Source organism: Cetobacterium sp. 2A (genome assembly GCF_014250685.1).
Lineage (GTDB): Bacteria > Fusobacteriota > Fusobacteriia > Fusobacteriales > Fusobacteriaceae > Cetobacterium.
Genome location: NZ_JACFAJ010000006.1, coordinates 774,385 through 792,304 on the forward strand (window position 1 = coordinate 774,385; position 17,920 = coordinate 792,304).

At 34.3% G+C, this 17,920-nt stretch carries 26 protein-coding genes; all 26 read left to right on the forward strand.

Features of this window, described 5'->3' with window-relative positions:
• Window positions 1-64 precede the first annotated feature (64 nt).
• Window positions 65-490 (forward strand): hypothetical protein, encoded by a 426-nt coding sequence (locus tag H3N56_RS07610; protein ID WP_185880605.1) that lies wholly within the window; start codon window positions 65-67, stop codon window positions 488-490.
• Entirely contained in the window at window positions 490-2,049 is a 1,560-nt protein-coding gene (locus tag H3N56_RS07615) for a general secretion pathway protein GspD (RefSeq protein WP_185880606.1), read from the forward strand. Before H3N56_RS07610 ends, H3N56_RS07615 begins: the two co-directional genes overlap by 1 nt.
• 19 nt (window positions 2,050-2,068) lie before the next feature.
• Complete coding sequence (rfaE1, locus tag H3N56_RS07620) at window positions 2,069-3,058, forward strand: D-glycero-beta-D-manno-heptose-7-phosphate kinase (protein ID WP_185880607.1); 990 nt, start codon at window positions 2,069-2,071, stop codon at window positions 3,056-3,058.
• A gap of 2 nt (window positions 3,059-3,060) precedes the next feature.
• A complete protein-coding gene (gene ispF, locus H3N56_RS07625; RefSeq protein ID WP_185880608.1) occupies window positions 3,061-3,546 on the forward strand; it encodes a 2-C-methyl-D-erythritol 2,4-cyclodiphosphate synthase in 486 nt (161 codons plus the stop codon).
• Between the two features lie 14 nt (window positions 3,547-3,560).
• The gene (locus tag H3N56_RS07630) at window positions 3,561-5,468 is read left to right on the forward strand and encodes an ABC-F family ATP-binding cassette domain-containing protein (protein WP_185880609.1); all 1,908 of its coding nucleotides are present in this window, start codon (window positions 3,561-3,563) and stop codon (window positions 5,466-5,468) included.
• Between the two features lie 101 nt (window positions 5,469-5,569).
• The gene (gene rpsL / locus H3N56_RS07635) at window positions 5,570-5,938 is read left to right on the forward strand and encodes a 30S ribosomal protein S12 (protein ID WP_078694761.1); all 369 of its coding nucleotides are present in this window, start codon (window positions 5,570-5,572) and stop codon (window positions 5,936-5,938) included.
• Window positions 5,939-5,962: 24 nt separating this feature from the next.
• Window positions 5,963-6,433, forward strand: coding sequence for a 30S ribosomal protein S7 (gene rpsG / locus H3N56_RS07640; protein ID WP_185880610.1), 471 nt, complete (start codon window positions 5,963-5,965; stop codon window positions 6,431-6,433).
• Window positions 6,434-6,457: 24 nt separating this feature from the next.
• Entirely contained in the window at window positions 6,458-8,539 is a 2,082-nt protein-coding gene (gene fusA / locus H3N56_RS07645; RefSeq protein ID WP_185880611.1) for an elongation factor G, read from the forward strand.
• Between the two features lie 92 nt (window positions 8,540-8,631).
• The gene (gene tuf / locus H3N56_RS07650; RefSeq protein WP_185880612.1) at window positions 8,632-9,816 is read left to right on the forward strand and encodes an elongation factor Tu; all 1,185 of its coding nucleotides are present in this window, start codon (window positions 8,632-8,634) and stop codon (window positions 9,814-9,816) included.
• A gap of 229 nt (window positions 9,817-10,045) precedes the next feature.
• Window positions 10,046-10,357, forward strand: coding sequence for a 30S ribosomal protein S10 (gene rpsJ, locus H3N56_RS07655; RefSeq protein WP_185880613.1), 312 nt, complete (start codon window positions 10,046-10,048; stop codon window positions 10,355-10,357).
• Window positions 10,358-10,530: 173 nt separating this feature from the next.
• Window positions 10,531-11,157 (forward strand): 50S ribosomal protein L3, encoded by a 627-nt coding sequence (rplC, locus tag H3N56_RS07660; RefSeq protein ID WP_185880614.1) that lies wholly within the window; start codon window positions 10,531-10,533, stop codon window positions 11,155-11,157.
• A 30-nt stretch (window positions 11,158-11,187) separates the two neighbouring features.
• Window positions 11,188-11,820 carry a 50S ribosomal protein L4 gene (gene rplD, locus H3N56_RS07665; RefSeq protein ID WP_185880615.1) on the forward strand — a complete coding sequence of 211 codons (633 nt, stop codon included), beginning with the start codon at window positions 11,188-11,190 and terminating at the stop codon, window positions 11,818-11,820.
• Window positions 11,820-12,107, forward strand: a complete 288-nt coding sequence (gene rplW / locus H3N56_RS07670) for a 50S ribosomal protein L23 (protein ID WP_185880616.1) — start codon at window positions 11,820-11,822, stop codon at window positions 12,105-12,107. Before rplD ends, rplW begins: the two co-directional genes overlap by 1 nt.
• A 61-nt stretch (window positions 12,108-12,168) precedes the next feature.
• Entirely contained in the window at window positions 12,169-12,999 is an 831-nt protein-coding gene (rplB, locus tag H3N56_RS07675) for a 50S ribosomal protein L2 (RefSeq protein ID WP_185880617.1), read from the forward strand.
• Window positions 13,000-13,023: 24 nt separating this feature from the next.
• Entirely contained in the window at window positions 13,024-13,305 is a 282-nt protein-coding gene (gene rpsS / locus H3N56_RS07680; protein ID WP_023050808.1) for a 30S ribosomal protein S19, read from the forward strand.
• 48 nt (window positions 13,306-13,353) lie between these two features.
• Window positions 13,354-13,686, forward strand: coding sequence for a 50S ribosomal protein L22 (gene rplV / locus H3N56_RS07685; RefSeq protein WP_185880618.1), 333 nt, complete (start codon window positions 13,354-13,356; stop codon window positions 13,684-13,686).
• 15 nt (window positions 13,687-13,701) lie between these two features.
• Complete coding sequence (gene rpsC / locus H3N56_RS07690; protein ID WP_185880619.1) at window positions 13,702-14,358, forward strand: 30S ribosomal protein S3; 657 nt, start codon at window positions 13,702-13,704, stop codon at window positions 14,356-14,358.
• 2 nt (window positions 14,359-14,360) lie between these two features.
• Window positions 14,361-14,783: a 50S ribosomal protein L16 gene (gene rplP, locus H3N56_RS07695; RefSeq protein WP_185880620.1), complete on the forward strand. Its 423-nt coding sequence runs from the start codon at window positions 14,361-14,363 to the stop codon at window positions 14,781-14,783.
• Complete coding sequence (rpmC, locus tag H3N56_RS07700; RefSeq protein ID WP_185880621.1) at window positions 14,783-14,965, forward strand: 50S ribosomal protein L29; 183 nt, start codon at window positions 14,783-14,785, stop codon at window positions 14,963-14,965. The genes rplP and rpmC overlap by 1 nt, the downstream gene beginning before the upstream one ends.
• 47 nt (window positions 14,966-15,012) lie before the next feature.
• Complete coding sequence (gene rpsQ, locus H3N56_RS07705) at window positions 15,013-15,264, forward strand: 30S ribosomal protein S17 (RefSeq protein ID WP_185880622.1); 252 nt, start codon at window positions 15,013-15,015, stop codon at window positions 15,262-15,264.
• Window positions 15,265-15,294: 30 nt separating this feature from the next.
• Window positions 15,295-15,663, forward strand: a complete 369-nt coding sequence (gene rplN / locus H3N56_RS07710) for a 50S ribosomal protein L14 (RefSeq protein ID WP_185875511.1) — start codon at window positions 15,295-15,297, stop codon at window positions 15,661-15,663.
• A gap of 22 nt (window positions 15,664-15,685) precedes the next feature.
• A complete protein-coding gene (gene rplX / locus H3N56_RS07715; protein ID WP_370521060.1) occupies window positions 15,686-16,027 on the forward strand; it encodes a 50S ribosomal protein L24 in 342 nt (113 codons plus the stop codon).
• A gap of 18 nt (window positions 16,028-16,045) precedes the next feature.
• Window positions 16,046-16,597 (forward strand): 50S ribosomal protein L5, encoded by a 552-nt coding sequence (gene rplE, locus H3N56_RS07720; RefSeq protein WP_185880623.1) that lies wholly within the window; start codon window positions 16,046-16,048, stop codon window positions 16,595-16,597.
• Between the two features lie 21 nt (window positions 16,598-16,618).
• A complete protein-coding gene (rpsN, locus tag H3N56_RS07725) occupies window positions 16,619-16,906 on the forward strand; it encodes a 30S ribosomal protein S14 (protein WP_185880624.1) in 288 nt (95 codons plus the stop codon).
• A 31-nt stretch (window positions 16,907-16,937) separates the two neighbouring features.
• Window positions 16,938-17,333 (forward strand): 30S ribosomal protein S8, encoded by a 396-nt coding sequence (gene rpsH / locus H3N56_RS07730; protein WP_185880625.1) that lies wholly within the window; start codon window positions 16,938-16,940, stop codon window positions 17,331-17,333.
• 21 nt (window positions 17,334-17,354) lie between these two features.
• Complete coding sequence (rplF, locus tag H3N56_RS07735) at window positions 17,355-17,891, forward strand: 50S ribosomal protein L6 (RefSeq protein ID WP_185880626.1); 537 nt, start codon at window positions 17,355-17,357, stop codon at window positions 17,889-17,891.
• The last annotated feature ends 29 nt before the right edge of the window (window positions 17,892-17,920 follow it).

Below are 17,920 nucleotides of genomic sequence, written 5' to 3' on the forward strand. Positions count from 1 at the left end.
TCTAGAGAAATCAAAAAATCTATTAGAAATAGAGAAAAATAGATTTGAACAAATGGAGAAAAATATGGAAAATAATCCTTTGGATAAAGAGATTGATAAGATTGCTTTTTATAATTCGGGAGAGTTTAAAAGATACGTAGGTGAAATTTTAAAACAAGAAGATATAACAGTATTAAACATAGGGAGAACAGAAGAGTTTTGGAATAAATTTGAAATCAAAAAAAATTATGTATATATTGAATTTTATGGAGAGGAGTTAAAGATTATTAATTTTATTAAGCGATTGGAGGAGGACAAAAAAAGATTTTATCTGGGAGAAACCTCTACGGTTATCGAATCGATGGGAAGTAAAATTATTTCATTTAAGGGAAGAATAGGTTGGCTCTATAAACCAATTTCAAAAATAAAAGAAGAAACTTCAGATAGAGACGAAGTTTTTAAATTTAAAGAAAAAAATAGGAGAATAACAGGAGTCAGAGGGGGAATTTGATGATTTTTAAAGTCGGAATAATTTTTGTTATGGTCATTTTTAAAATTTTCTCTTTAGAACTGGAAAATATTTTATATTCCAGAGAATTAGATATAAAAGAAGCTAGTATAACTGATGTTTTTGCTGAACTTTCAAAATTTTCAGGAATTACAATTTTAGCAGATAGAGAATGTAAAAATGAGATAATAGATGTATATTTTAAACCTCAGACAAGTGTGGGTGATATTTTAAAGAGTATAGAAAAAGCTTACGGATTAAAAATGGTAAGAAATGAAAGAGGAATAATATTTTCAAGGGAAAATATTAAAGGAAAAAGTACGATAGTAGGGAAGGTTATAAATCAAAAAACTGGCTCTGGAATAGGTGGAGCAAGAATAAAACTTAGCAAAAATGAAGATCCAATTGGAATATCTGGAGAGGCCGGAACATATATAGTACAGGGGATTCCGGCTGGAGTTCATATGTTGTTTGCAGAAAAAAATGGATTTCTATCAAATGGTGAGTTTATAGAGATAAAAGATGGAGTTACAAAGCAAGATATATATTTAACCAAAGAATATAATAATTCTGATAGAGAAAAAGAAAAGGAAGAATACAATACAAATTTTGAAAAAAATGCTATAATAGAGCATATTGCATTGAAAAATCTAGCTCCAGAGGAAGCTGAAGAGATTTTATTGAAAAGTTTTCCCAGAGAATTGAATTTATCTTTGAGTCATAGGAGCAACGGAATAATAATAAGAGGAAACTACAAAGAGGTGGTTGTTGCTAAAAAACTTTTAGCTAGTCTAGATAAAGAGTATAGACAAGCTAGAGTAGAGGCTCAAATTTTAGATGTAACTGATAATCTTTTTCAAAACATAGGAATAAAATGGTTCTATAGTGAAAATGGAAGTAAAAACTCTGGATTAGAAGTTGGGGTTCTTGAAAATACAATTATTGAGGGAATCGGAGAAGTCTATAGTTCTGGAATAAAATTAGTGAGAAAATATAATGGTGGAAACGATGTTTTAGGACTTGGAATAGATTTATTACAAGGAACTCAGGATTTATACGTAAGTGCACTTCCAACCTTAATAATAATGAATAATAAAATAGGCGAGTTTAAAATGACTGAAGAGGTCATTGTTGGAGAATCCCAAGATGAGAATGAAGAGAGTGGAAGAGTTTTTTCAACTCCTTTATTTAAAGAAGCTGGAATTATTTTGAAAGTTTTACCTAAAATAAAAGATAAAAATAGTATTGAACTTACTATTTGGCTTGAAGTAAGCGACTTTAAATTAAACAAGCCTCTTAAAAATCATGAGTCAGAAAATGGTGGGACTTTTAATTCCAATGGTGGATCAAAGATTTCAAGATCTCTTAACACAAATGTTACAGTGAGAAATAATGAAACTATTTTCATCGGTGGATTAAAAAGAACAATAGAACAGAATTTAAAGAGTCAAGTTCCATTTTTAGGAGATATTCCATATTTGGGAGTGTTTTTTAAAAGCAAAAGTGTAAAAAAACAAATAACAGATTTATATATAAAATTAAATGTAGAAGTTTTAGAGTAAGTATTAGGAGGAAGTTTCGATGGTAAAAGATAGATTAGAACAGATATTGGGTTGTTTTAAAAATATGAGAGTAGCTGTTGTTGGGGATATGATGCTAGATGATTATATAATAGGAACTGTAGAAAGAATATCTCCCGAAGCTCCTGTACCTGTAGTATCTGTAAAAAAAGAAAGATTTGTTTTAGGTGGAGCGGCAAACGTTATAAATAACTTGGCTACACTTGGAGCAAAAACATTATGTTTTGGTGTTATAGGGGATGATTCAGATGGAGATAGACTTCTAAATGAATTTAGAAAAATGGGAATAGAGACATCTGGAGTTATAAGAACAGAAGATAGACCTACAATAGTAAAAAGAAGAATAATTGCTGGAAACCAACAGTTATTAAGAATTGATTGGGAGGATTCAAGACCTATAAATTCAGATTTAGAGAATACTTTACTTGAAAATATAAAAAGAAATTTAGATGGAATTGATGCGATAATTCTATCTGATTATGATAAAGGTGTACTTACACCAAAAGTTGCTAAAGAGATTATAAAGATAGCAAGAGATAAAGCTATAATAGTTACTGTAGATCCAAAACCAAAAAATGCTATGAATTATATCGGAGCAACATCTATGACTCCAAATAGAAAAGAGGCTATGGAGTGTCTAGGTATGACAAGATCCGATGATATGATAGCGGTTGGAGAGGAACTGAAATCAAAACTTAATTTGACCAATTTACTTTTAACAAGAAGTGAAGAGGGTATGAGTTTATTTGATGAAGATCAAGTAATTAATATCCCAACATATGCAAAAGAAGTATTTGATGTAACTGGAGCTGGAGATACTGTTATTTCTGTATTCACTTTAGCAGCAGCAACTGGAGTAACAACTTGGCATGAAGCTGCAAAGATTGCTAATACAGCAGCGGGTGTAGTAGTTGGTAAAATGGGAACTTCAACAGTTACCAAAGAAGAAATAATAGAGTTCTATAATAGAATTTATAAAGAGTGGGTTTAGTTATGACTAATTTAAGAATCGGAAATGGATACGATGTTCACACTTTAGTAGAGGGAAGAAAACTTATTTTAGGTGGAGTGGAGATACCTCATACAAAAGGAGTTTTAGGACATTCGGATGGAGATGTCTTAGTGCATGCAATTATGGATGCAATATTAGGTGCATTAAGTCTTGGCGATATAGGTCAACATTTTCCTGATACTGAAGATAAGTACGAAGGTATAGATAGTATGATTTTACTTGATCATGTAAATAAAATTATGAAAGAAAAGGGTTATGAAATAATAAATCTAGATTCTATAATAGTTGCACAAAGACCTAAAGTTAAGCCTTATATAGAGTCAATGAGAAATTCAATTTCAAAAGTTCTAAAAATTTCAAATGATCAAGTTAGTGTGAAAGCTACAACTGAGGAGTGCCTTGGATTTACAGGAAGAGAAGAAGGTATAAAATCTTACTGTGTAGTTTTATTAAAGAAGACTGTTTAAATAAGGAGAAAAAAATGGCTTTACTACATGTAAATAATATTTATAAAGGGTTTGCAGGAGAAACTCTTTTTAAAAATATTAACTTTTCAATAGATGAAAAAGATAGAATAGGAATAATCGGTGTAAATGGTGCCGGGAAAACAACCTTAATAAAGATGTTACTTGAAAAAGAAGAGAATGATGTAGATCCAGCAACTAACCTAAGAGGTTCAATTTCAAAAAAAGGGAATCTTAAAATTGGATATCTTTCGCAGCATCCTAATTTAAATGAAGAAAATAAAGTTTTTGATGAGTTAATGGGAGTATTCAGTTCTTTAAGATCTGACTACGAGAGAATTCAAGAGCTTAATTGTTTAATAGCTACAAATATAGATGACTTTGATATTCTGATGGAAGAACTATCTGAGCTAAGTTCTAGATATGAGCAAGAAGAGGGTTATGCTATAGAGTATAAAATTAAACAAATATTGATAGGTCTTAATATACCAGAACAAATTTGGCATAATGAGATAAAGGATTTATCTGGAGGACAAAAGTCAAGAGTCGCTCTAGGAAAAATTCTTTTAGAAGAGCCAGAACTACTAATATTAGATGAGCCAACAAACCATTTAGATTTAGTAGCAATAGAGTGGCTGGAAAGATTTTTAAAAGATTATTCTAAAGCATTTATACTTATTTCCCATGATATATATTTCCTAGATAATGTTGTTAATAGAATATTTGAAATGGAAGGACAAACATTAAAAGATTATAAAGGGAACTTTACAGATTACACTATACAAAAAGAAGCATTCTTATCTGGTGCTGTTAAATCATTTGATAAAGAACAGGACAAAATTAGAAAAATGGAAGAATTTGTAAGAAGGTATAAAGCTGGTCAAAAATGTAAGCAAGCTAGAGGAAGACAAAAACTTCTGGATAGAATGGAAAAAATGGATAATCCAATAATTCCAGTTAGAAAAATAAAATTAAAATTTGAAGTTGAGAGTGTAAGTACAGACAGAGTTCTAAAAATTAGTAATTTAACAAAAAGATTTGGAGAACAACAACTTTTCAAAAATTTAAATTTAGAAATTTATAAAGGGGACAGAATAGGAATAATTGGGAAAAATGGAGTTGGAAAATCAACTATTCTTAGAATAATTAATCATTTGGAAAAACCTACTAGTGGAACAGTTGAACTTGGTGAAAGATTAAAAGTTGGATATTATGATCAAAATCATCAGGGGTTAAGTTTATCAAACACAATTCTTGAAGAGCTTATTTATAATTTCCCGATGAGTGAAGAAGCAGCTAGGACAACGGCTGGAGGATTTTTATTTACGGATGAAGATATAAATAAGAAGATAAAATCTCTTTCCGGAGGAGAGAGAGCAAGAGTTGCTTTTATGAAGCTTATTTTAAATAAACCAAACTTCTTGATACTGGATGAGCCAACAAACCATTTAGATATATATTCTAGAGAAATTTTAGAAGAAGCACTAGAAGATTATGATGGAACTATAATAGTTGTTTCTCATGATAGACACTTCTTGGAAGCTGTTGTAAATAATATATATGAAGTAAATTCTGATGGAGCAACTCTTTTCAAAGGGGACTACGAAGCTTACGTTTCTCAAAGAGATGGTGTAAAAATAAAGGATGAATCGGCATCAATAAATTATGAGGAACAGAAGAAAATAAGAAATAGAATATCGAGCTTAGAAAAAAAATATGCTCAGTTTGAGGAAAAATTAGAGAAGTTAGAAAGTAAAAAAAGTGAGCTTGAGGTTGAGTATGAAAAAGCAGGAATAAAAAATGATGTGACAGCTCTTATGGACATTCAAGAAAAAATCGATAAAGCCGATTTAGACATACTGGAGTGCTTAGAAGAATGGGAAAAAACAGGCAATGAATTAGAGGAACTAAAAAAAGGTTTGTAAATTAAAAAACACAATGTTGACTTTTTGAAATAAAGCGATTATAATATCTAAGTTATAATATTATTTAAAATAATAAATAAAATTCGAGGAAGGAGGGTCAAATGCCTACTTTAAGTCAATTAGTAAAAAAAGGAAGACAGACTCTAGAAGAGACTAAAAAATCACCAGCATTACAAGGAAACCCACAAAGAAGAGGAGTTTGTGTAAGAGTATATACTACTACTCCTAAGAAACCAAACTCAGCGTTAAGAAAGGTTGCCAGAGTAAAACTTACTAACGGAATAGAAGTTACTAGTTATATCCCAGGAGAAGGACACAACTTACAAGAACACTCAATCGTTCTAGTAAGAGGGGGAAGAACTAAAGATTTACCGGGAGTTAGATATAAAGTTATCAGAGGAGCTCTAGATACAGCAGGAGTTGCTAAGAGAAAACAATCAAGATCTAAATACGGAGCTAAAAAAGCATAATAATAAGGAGGTGGACAGTTAAAAATGTCAAGAAGAAGAGCAGCAGTAAAAAGAGATGTACTACCTGATTCAAGATATTCAGATAAGGTTGTAACTAAAGTTATCAACTCAATCATGGTAGATGGAAAAAAATCAATCGCTGAGTCAATATTTTATTCAGCAATGGACTTAATAAAAGAGAAAACTGGTCAAGAGGGGTATGATGTATTTAAGCAAGCCTTAGATAACATAAAGCCACAGATCGAAGTTAGATCTAGAAGAATCGGAGGAGCTACTTACCAGGTTCCAGTAGAAGTTAGAATCGAAAGACAACAAACTCTAGCAATCAGATGGTTAACTCTTTACACAAGACAAAGAAAAGAGTACGGAATGATTGAAAAGTTAGCTGCAGAATTAACAGCTGCTTCAAACGGTGAAGGATCTACTGTTAAGAAGAAAGAAGATACTTACAAAATGGCAGAAGCTAACAGAGCATTCGCACATTACAAGTTCTAATTTATATCGAGGAGGAAAAACTAAATGGCTAGAAACGTTTCGTTAGAAATGACTAGAAACATTGGTATCATGGCTCACATCGATGCAGGAAAGACAACTACAACAGAAAGAATTTTATTCTATACTGGAGTTGCTCATAAAATTGGAGAGGTTCACGAAGGTGCCGCTACAATGGACTGGATGGAGCAAGAGCAAGAGAGAGGTATAACAATTACTTCTGCTGCTACTACATGTTTCTGGAAAAATCACAGAGTTAATATAATAGACACACCAGGACACGTGGACTTTACTGTAGAGGTTGAAAGATCTCTAAGAGTTCTAGATGGATCTGTTGCTGTATTCTCAGCAGTTGATGGAGTTCAACCTCAATCAGAAACTGTATGGAGACAAGCAGACAAGTATGAAGTACCAAGAATGGCTTTCTTTAACAAGATGGACAGAATTGGAGCTAACTTCGAAATGTGTGTTAATGATATAAGAGAAAAGTTAGGATCTAATCCTGTACCTATCCAATTACCAATCGGAGCAGAAGATGATTTCGAAGGTGTAATTGATCTTATAGAAATGAAAGAAATAGTTTGGCCAAAAGATTCTGACAACGGACAAAACTTCGAAGTTAGAGAAATCAGAGCTGAATTACTTGATGCAGCTGAAGAAGCTAGAACATTCATGATCGAATCAGTAGTAGAAACTTCTGATGCTTTAATGGAAAAGTTCTTTGGTGGAGAAGAAATCTCAACAGATGAAATCAACCATGCATTAAGACTAGCTACTATAGCTAACCAAATCGTACCAGTTACTTGTGGAACAGCATTCAAAAATAAAGGTATCCAGGCTTTACTAGATGCAGTTATTAAATACATGCCAGCTCCAACTGATAGAAAAATCATAAACGGAACTGATATGAAAGATTCTGAAATTGCTCTAACAAGAGAAATTACAGATGAGGCTCCATTCTCAGCATTAGCATTCAAAATCATGACTGACCCATTTGTTGGAAAGTTAACATTCTTCAGAGTTTACTCAGGAGTTTTAGAGAAAGGTTCTTATGTTCTTAACTCAACAAAAGGTAAGAAAGAAAGAATGGGAAGAATACTTCAGATGCATGCTAACAAAAGAGAAGAGATTGAAGTAGTTTACTGTGGAGATATCGCAGCAGCAGTTGGATTAAAAGATACAACTACTGGAGATACTCTATGTGCTGAGAATGCACCAATCGTTCTTGAGAAAATGGAATTCCCAGAGCCAGTAATTTCAGTTGCTGTTGAACCAAAAACAAAAGCTGACCAAGAAAAAATGGGATTAGCACTTTCTAAACTTGCTGAAGAAGATCCTACATTCAGAGTTAAAACTGACGAAGAAACAGGTCAAGTTATCATCTCTGGAATGGGAGAACTTCACCTTGAGATTATCGTAGACAGAATGAGAAGAGAATTCAAAGTTGAGTCAACTGTTGGAAAACCACAAGTTGCTTACAGAGAGACTATCACTGCTGCACAAGATCAAGAAGTTAAGTATGCTAAACAATCAGGAGGAAAAGGTCAATTCGGACACGTTAAGATCACTCTTGAGCCAAACCCAGGTAAAGAATTCGAATTCGTTAACAAAGTAACTGGAGGAGCAATTCCTAGAGAATATATTCCTGCAGTTGAAAAGGGATGTAGAGAAGCACTAGATGCTGGAGTTGTAGCTGGATATCCTTTAGTTGACGTAAAAGTAACTCTTTATGATGGATCATACCATGAGGTTGACTCATCTGAGATGGCATTCAAAATAGCTGGATCAATGGCTCTTAAACAAGCTGCTGCAAAAGCTAAACCAGTAATCCTTGAGCCAATCTTCAAAGTAGAAGTAACTACTCCAGAAGATTACATGGGAGATATCATTGGAGATCTGAACTCTAGAAGAGGAATGATCGGTGGAATGATCGATAGAAACGGAGCTAAAATAATAACAGCTAAAGTACCTCTATCAGAAATGTTTGGATATGCAACTGACTTAAGATCTAAATCTCAAGGAAGAGCAACTTACGCTATGGACTTTGAAGAGTACGCTCAAGTACCTAGCTCAGTTCAAAAAGCTATCCAAGAGCAAAGAGGAAAGTAATTAATTACATAACTCAAATTTAAAAATGCTAAAACTCGAAAGAGTTTTAGCAAAACCATAAATATATTTAACGATTTAGGAGGAGAATTTAAATGGCTAAAGAAAAATTTGAAAGAAGCAAGCCCCACGTTAACATTGGAACAATAGGGCACGTTGACCATGGAAAAACAACAACTACAGCAGCAATATCTAAAGTTCTAGCAGATATGGGACTAGCTAAAAGAGTAGATTTCGCAAACATCGATGCTGCTCCAGAAGAGAGAGAAAGAGGAATCACAATCAATACTGCTCATATAGAGTATGAAACATTAGAAAGACACTACGCTCACGTAGATTGTCCAGGACATGCTGACTACGTTAAGAACATGATAACAGGAGCAGCACAAATGGATGGAGCTATATTAGTAGTTTCAGCAGCTGATGGTCCAATGCCTCAAACAAGAGAGCATATCTTACTATCAAGACAAGTTGGAGTTCCATACATCATAGTATACCTAAACAAATCAGATATGGTAGACGATGAGGAATTACTAGAGTTAGTAGAAATGGAAGTAAGAGAGTTATTAACAGAGTACGGATTCCCAGGGGACGAAGTACCAGTAATAATGGGATCTTCTTTAGGTGCAATGAACGGAGAAGAGAAATGGGTAGAAAAAATTAAGGATCTAATGAACGAAGTAGATTCTTACATTCCAACACCTGCAAGAGCAGTAGACCAACCATTCCTAATGCCAATCGAGGATGTATTCACGATAACTGGAAGAGGAACAGTAGTTACTGGAAGAGTAGAAAGAGGAATAGTTAAAGTTGGAGAAGAAGTTGAGATAATAGGAATTAAACCAACAATCAAATCAACTTGTACTGGAGTAGAAATGTTTAGAAAACTTCTTGATCAAGGTCAAGCTGGAGATAACGTTGGAGCTCTATTAAGAGGAATCAAGAAAGAAGACGTTGAAAGAGGTCAAGTATTAGCTAAACCTGGATCAATCTTACCACATACAGGATTCAAATCAGAGGTATACGTATTAACTAAAGAAGAGGGTGGAAGACATACTCCATTCTTCTCTGGATACAGACCTCAGTTCTACTTCAGAACTACAGATATAACTGGAGCAATCAACCTTCCTGAGGGAGTGGAAATGGTAATGCCAGGAGATAACATAGAGATGACTGTAGAGTTAATCCACCCAATCGCAATGGAACCTGGATTAAGATTCGCAATCAGAGAGGGAGGAAGAACAGTAGCTTCTGGAGTTGTTGCAGAAATTACTAAGTAATTCTTTCTAAATAGAAAATGTTCTTTTCATTGAGAAAGGGAGAACCTCCCTTTCTCAATTTTTATTAAAAAACTTATCGAAGGTAAGAGAAAAAAGTAGTAACAAAAAACTTTTCAAAAACATCAAAAAAGAGTTTGCATTTTTTTATAAATGTGATATACTGATTGAAGTGTACAAAGGATAGTTACTATTCTTTTAATCGAAACTTTTAAGGAGGTGCGAAAGGTAAATGGCTTCTAACAAGTTAAGAATTTACTTAAAAGCTTATGATCACACTCTATTAGATCAGTCGGCAAAGAAAATAGTGGAAGTTGCTAAAAAGTCTGGAGCAGAAATTGCTGGACCTATGCCACTGCCTACTAAAATCAAAAAATATACTGTACTAAGATCAGTACACGTAAACAAAGACTCGAGAGAACAATTCGAGATGAGAGTACACAGAAGAATGGTAGAGATTCAAAACTCTAACCAAAAGACAATTGCTTCTTTAACAGCAGTGAACTTACCAGCTGGTGTTGGAATCGAAATAAAGCAAGCGTAATAGCTACTTAAAACGATTTTAAAAAAGCAAACAACTGATTTTCGGGTAATTTGATATTATAAAAATTAAATTATCCTTACAGAATAATACAAGTTGGCGGTTTTTTTTAAAGAAGAGTGGTAGAACCACGAGGTCAAGTTGTCAACCAATATATTATTTGATGGAGGTAAAACATGTCAGGAATTTTAGCTAAGAAAATTGGAATGACTCAGATATTTGAAGATGGGAAATTCATTCCAGTTACTGTTGTTGAAGCTGGTCCAAACTTCGTTCTTCAAAAGAAGACAGTTGAGACTGATGGATATTCAGCAGTACAATTAGGATTCGATGAGAAAAGAGAAAAAAATACTACTAAGCCATTAATGGGAATCTTTAACAAAGCAGGAGTTAAGCCATTAAGATTTGTTAAGGAACTTAAAGTAGATTCAGTAGAGGGGCTTGAACTTGGTCAAGAGATCAAAGTTGATACTCTAGCAGAAGTTACTTTTGTTGATATTACTGGTACTTCAAAAGGTAAAGGAACATCAGGAGTTATGAAGAGACATAATTTCAGTGGAAACAGAGCATCTCACGGTGTTTCTAGAAACCACAGATTAGGTGGATCTATCGGTATGTCTACTTGGCCTGGAAAAGTACTTAAAAACAAAAAAATGGCTGGACAATACGGAAACACAACTGTAACTGTGCAAAACTTAAAAGTAGTTAAAGTTGACGTTGAAAACAACTTATTACTAATCAAAGGTGCAGTACCTGGACCAAAGAACGGTTACATCGTTGTTAAACCAGCTGTAAAAAAATAATTGATTAGTAAATAAGGAAGGAGGAAAATAATGGCAGTTTTAAACATATATGACTTAGCAGGAAACCAAACTGGTACTGTAGAAGTTAAAGATTCTGTTTTCGGAATCGAGCCAAATCAAGCAGTACTACACGAAGTGTTAACTGCAGAATTAGCAGCTGCTAGACAAGGAACTGCAGCTACTAAAACTAGAGCTATGGTTAGAGGTGGAGGAAGAAAACCTTTCAAACAAAAAGGTACTGGTAGAGCAAGACAAGGTTCTACAAGAGCTCCACACATGGTAGGTGGAGGAGTTACATTTGGTCCACACCCAAGATCATATGAAAAAAAGGTAAACAAAAAAGTTAGAAACCTTGCTTTAAGATCTGCACTTTCTGCTAAAGTTGCTGCTGGAGAAATCTTAGTTCTTGATGGAACTATCGAAACTCCAAGAACAAAAACAATAATTGCTCTAACAAATGCTGTTAAAGCTATGACTAAGCAATTATTTGTTGTAAACGACCTTGCTGCTCAAGCTGATTACAATTTATATTTATCAGTAAGAAACCTAGAAAACGCAGTAGTTCTTCAACCAAATGAGATTGGAGTTTACTGGTTACTAAAGCAAGAGAAGGTTATCGTTACTAAGGAAGCGCTAACTACAATCGAGGAGGTGCTTGCATAATGACTGCTTACGATATCGTTAAGAAGCCAGTAATCACTGAAAAGACTGAAATCTTAAGAAGAGATTACAACAAATACACTTTCGAAGTAAATACGAAAGCAAACAAGATTGAGATAAAGAAAGCTATCCAAACTTTATTTAACGTTAAAGTTGAGGACGTTGCTACTTTAAATGTAAAGCCAGTAACTAAGAGACATGGTATGAAGCTTTACAAAACTCAAGCTAAGAAGAAAGCTGTAGTTAAATTAGCAGCTGGAAACACTATAACTTACTTCACAGAAGTTTAATCGAGTAGAATAAACGGCTAAAGATAATTATAGGTCAGGGAAAAATTTTGGAGGTTAACAAATGGCAATTAGAAAGATGAATGCTATAACTAACGGTACTAGACATATGTCTAGATTAGTTAACGACGAGTTAGATAAAGTTAGACCTGAAAAGTCTTTAACTGTCCCATTAAAATCTGCTTATGGTAGAGATAACTATGGACACAGAACTTGTAGAAACAGAGACAAGGGACACAAAAGACTTTACAGAATAATCGACTTTAAGAGAAATAAATTAGATATACCTGCAAAGGTTGTATCTTTAGAGTACGATCCAAACAGAACTGCGAATATCGCTTTACTATCTTATGCTGATGGAGAAAAGAGATACATCCTTGCTCCAAAAGGACTTAAGAAAGGTGACGTTATAATGGCTGGTGTTAATGCTGAGATCAAGCCAGGAAACGCTTTAAAATTAAAAGATATGCCAGTTGGGGTTCAAATACATAATGTTGAACTACAAAGAGGAAAGGGTGGACAACTAGTAAGATCTGCTGGAACTGCAGCTAGATTAGTTGCAAAAGAAGGTACTTACTGTCACGTTGAGTTACCATCTGGAGAACTTAGATTAGTTCACGGAGAATGTATGGCTACAATCGGTGAAGTAGGAAATGCAGAGCATAGCCTAGTAGTAATCGGAAAAGCTGGAAGAAACAGAAATATGGGAAGAAGACCTCATGTAAGAGGAACAGCAATGAACCCATGTGATCACCCTCACGGAGGAGGAGAAGGAAGAACTCCTGTTGGAAGAAAATCTCCACTTACTCCATGGGGAAAACCTACTCTTGGTGTTAAAACAAGAGGAAAGAAAACTTCAGATAAGTTTATCGTAAGAAGAAGAAACGAAAAGTAATTTTCGAGAGGAGGCTAATAGGTAATGGCTAGATCATTAAAAAAAGGACCTTTTTGTGACCACCATTTAATGAAGAAAGTTGAAGAAGCGGTAGCTACTGAAAACATTAAAGCGGTAATAAAGACTTGGTCTAGAAGATCAACAATATTCCCTAACTTCATAGGATTAACATTTGGTGTTTACAACGGAAAGAAGCATATACCAGTACACGTTACTGAGCAAATGGTTGGACACAAATTAGGAGAGTTCGCACCTACTAGAACTTACTATGGACACGGTGTTGACAAAAAGAAAAAGAAAAAATAATCAATTTAATTAAGATTTAATTGATAAGTAATAAAGGAGGTTGGACTAGTGGAAGCTAGAGCAATAACTAGATTCGTAAGATTATCTCCAAGAAAAGCTAGACTTGTAGCAGACTTAGTGAGAGGAAAATCAGCTTTAGAAGCTTTAGATATATTAGAATTTACTAATAAAAAAGCAGCTAGATTTATAAAGAAGACACTAGCATCAGCAATTGCTAATGCAACTAACAACTTCAAATTAGATGAAGAGAAGTTAGTAGTATCGACTATGATGATAAACCAAGGACCAGCTCTGAAGAGAATTATGCCAAGAGCGATGGGAAGAGCAGATATAATAAGAAAACCGACAGCGCACATTATTGTGGCAGTATCTGAAAAGTAGTAAGGAGGTAAGACTGTGGGACAAAAAGTAGACCCTAGAGGACTGAGACTTGGAATAACAAGAACTTGGGATTCTATTTGGTATGCAGATAAAAAGGAATACGCTAAGTATTTCCACGAAGATGCAAAAATCAGAGAACTTATCAAGAAGAATTACTTCCATGCTGGAATAGCAAAAACTAAGATAGAGAGAACATCTCCATCTAACGTAGTTGTTCTGATTCACACTGCGAAAGCAGGAATAATCATTGGAAGAAAAGGTGCTGAAATAGAAGTACTTAGAGCTAATCTTGAAAAGTTAACTGGAAGAAAAGTAACTGTTAAAATACAAGAAGTTAAAGACTTCAATAAAGATGCAACATTAGTTGCTGAAAACATAGCTACATCAATTGAGAAGAGAGTAGCTTTTAAAAGAGCAATCGGTCAAGCTGTAATGAGAGCAATGAAATCAGGAGCAAAAGGAATCAAAGTTATGGTTTCTGGAAGACTGAACGGTGCTGAAATCGCTAGATCTGAGTGGGTAGTAGAAGGTAAAGTACCTCTTCATACACTAAGAGCAGATATCGACTATGCAACTGCAACAGCTCATACAACTTACGGAGCTCTTGGTATAAAAGTATGGATCTTCCACGGTGAAGTACTTCCAACTAAGAGGGAAGGAGGGGAAGCTTAATCATGTTAATGCCAAAAAGAACGAAACATAAAAAAATGTTTAGAGGAAGAATGAAAGGTACTGCCCAAAGAGGTAATACTGTAGCATTCGGAGATTACGGATTACAAGCTCTTGAGCCTGCATGGATCACAAACAGACAAATTGAATCTTGTAGAGTTGGAATCAACAGAACATTCAAAAGAGAAGGTAAAACTTTTATTAGAATATTCCCAGATAAGCCAATCACTGCTAGACCAGCTGGAGTGAGAATGGGTAAAGGTAAAGGAAATGTAGAAGGTTGGGTTGCTGTAGTTAAGCCAGGAAGAATCATGTTTGAGGTTTCTGGAGTGACTGAGGAGAAAGCATTAGCGGCTTTAAGAAAAGCTACTATGAAACTTCCAATCAGATGTAAAATAGTAAAAAGAGAGAACGGTGGTGATAACTAATGAGAGCTAAGGAAATAAGAGAAATATCTACTGAAGACTTAGTAGTTAAGTGCAAAGAGCTGAAGGAAGAATTATTCAACCTAAAGTTTCAACTTTCATTAGGGCAACTAACTAACACTGCTAAGATTAGAGAAGTTAGAAGAGAAATCGCAAGAATAAACACTATATTAAACGATAGATAATTAAATCTACAGTTTATATAGATTCTTAAGAAGAGGAGGTCAAAATCTTGAGAAACGAGAGAAAAATGAGAGAAGGGATCGTTGTTTCTGACAAAATGGATAAAACTATAGTTGTTGCAATCGAAACAATGGTATTACACCCAATCTACAAGAAGAGAATGAAGAAGACTACAAAGTTTAAGACTCATGACGAGAACAATGTAGCTCAAACTGGAGATAAAGTAAGAATTATGGAAACTAGACCATTATCTAGAGATAAGAGATGGAGACTAGTTGAAATCGTAGAAAAAGCTAAATAATCCAATTATTGTTGAGAGGAGGATATTTTAATGGTACAACAACAAACTATCCTTAATGTCGCTGATAACTCAGGAGCTAAGAAACTTATGGTTATAAGAGTTCTTGGTGGATCGAGAAGAAGATTCGGTAGAATCGGTGACATTGTTGTGGCATCAGTTAAAGAAGCAATACCTGGTGGAAACGTTAAAAAAGGAGACGTAGTAAAAGCAGTTATTGTTAGAACTAGAAAAGAATTAAGAAGAGAAGACGGATCATACATCAAATTTGATGATAACGCAGGAGTTATTTTAAATAATAACAACGAACCAAAAGCAACTAGAATCTTCGGACCTGTTGCAAGAGAACTTAGAGCTAAAGACTTCATGAAAATAGTTTCACTAGCTCCAGAAGTAATATAATTGAGAGAGGAGGCTAATTGTCGTGGCTAAACCTAAGATTAAATTTGTGCCAGAAACAATACACGTTAAAACTGGAGATACAGTTTTCGTAATTTCTGGAAAAGATAAAGGAAACACTGGTAAAGTATTAAAAGTATTCCCTAAAAAAGGTAAAGTTGTGGTTGAGGGGATAAATATGGTTACTAAACATATGAAGCCATCTCAAATAAACCCACAAGGTGGAGTTGTAACTAAACCAGCTCCAATGTTCTCTTCAAAAGTAATGCTATTTGATGAGAAAGCTGGTAAACCAACTAGAGTTGGTTACAAGTTTGTAGATGGTAAAAAAGTAAGATACTCTAAAGTATCTGGAGAAACTTTATAAGAGAGGAGGAGAACGTAAGTGTCTAAATACGTTTCTAGATATCATAAATTATATAACGAAGTAATGATACCAGCTCTTATGAAAGAGTTAGGACTATCAAATGTTATGCAATGTCCTAAATTAGACAGAATAGTTGTTAACATGGGAGTTGGAGAAGCTACTCAGAACTCTAAGTTAATTGACGCTGCTATGGGAGATTTAGCTATCATAACAGGACAAAAACCAGTTGTAAGAAAAGCAAGAAAATCAGAAGCTGGATTTAAGTTAAGAGAAGGAATGCCAATCGGTACAAAAGTTACTTTAAGACAAGAGAGAATGTACGATTTTCTAGATAGATTAGTTAATGTAGTTCTTCCAAGAGTAAGAGACTTCGAAGGAGTTCCAGCTGATTCATTCGATGGAAGAGGAAACTACTCTTTAGGATTAAGAGATCAATTAGTTTTCCCTGAGATCGAGTTTGATAAAGTTGACAAGCTTTTAGGAATGTCTATCACTATCGTATCTTCAGCTAAAACAGATGAAGAAGGAAGAGCTTTACTTAAGGCGTTTGGAATGCCTTTCAAAAAGTAATAGTGAGGAGGTTAAGAATAAATGGCTAAAAAGTCAATGATCGCTAGGGATGTTAAAAGAACGGAACTTAGTGATAAGTATGCTGAAAAAAGAGCAGAGCTAAAGAAGAGAGTTAATGAGGGAGACATGGAAGCTATGTTCGAACTTAATAAACTACCAAAAAACTCTTCTGCTGTAAGAAAGAAAAATAGATGTCAATTAGATGGAAGACCAAGAGGATTCATGAGAGAATTCGGAATTTCAAGAATTAAGTTCAGACAACTTGCTGGTGCTGGACTTGTACCAGGTGTTACAAAATCATCTTGGTAATTAATTGATGATGAAAGGAGGATTTTAATAGATGTTTTTAACAGATCCAATCGCAGATATGTTAACAAGAATTAGAAATGCTAACGCAGTTATGCATGAGAAAGTTGATATGCCTCATTCAAACCTTAAAGAAAAGATTGCTGAAATCTTAAAGGAAGAAGGATACATTTCAAATTTCAAAGTTGTAACTGATGGAAATAAAAAGAACATAAGAGTTTACTTAAAGTATGAAGGAAGAGAAAGAATAATCAAAGGAATCAAGAGAATCTCTAAACCTGGTAGAAGAGTATATGCTTCAGTAGAAGATATGCCAAGAGTATTATCAGGATTAGGAATCGCTATCGTTTCAACTTCAAGAGGTATCATCACAGATAGAGCCGCTAGAAGAGAAAACGTTGGTGGAGAAATTCTTGCATTCGTTTGGTAATAACTTGGGAGGTGACCATTAATGTCAAGAGTAGGTAAAAAGATAATAGTGGTACCTGCTGGGGTAGAAGTTACAGTTACTCCTGAAAATGTAGTAACTGTAAAAGGTCCTAAAGGTACTTTAACTAAAGAATTTAACAAAGAATTAACTATAAAAATGGAAAACAACGAAATAACTGTAGAAAGACCAAATGATTTACCAACTGTAAGAGCTATACACGGAACAACTAGAGCTCTTATAAACAATATGGTAATGGGTGTTTCTTCAGGATTCAAGAAGACTCTTCTATTAGTAGGAGTTGGATACAGAGCTGCTGAGAAAAACGGTGGATTAGAAATGGCTTTAGGTTATTCACATCCAGTTGTTATCGATGCTGCTCCTGGAATCGCTATGACAGTAGAGAAAAACACTACTATCAACGTTGAAGGAATAGAGAAGGATGTAGTTGGACAAGTTGCCGCTAACATCAGATCTAAGAGAGCTCCAGAGCCTTACAAAGGAAAAGGAGTTAAGTATTCTGATGAGGTTATCAGAAGAAAAGAAGGTAAGAAATCGTAAAACTAGATTAAACTAGTTTGCTTTAATGA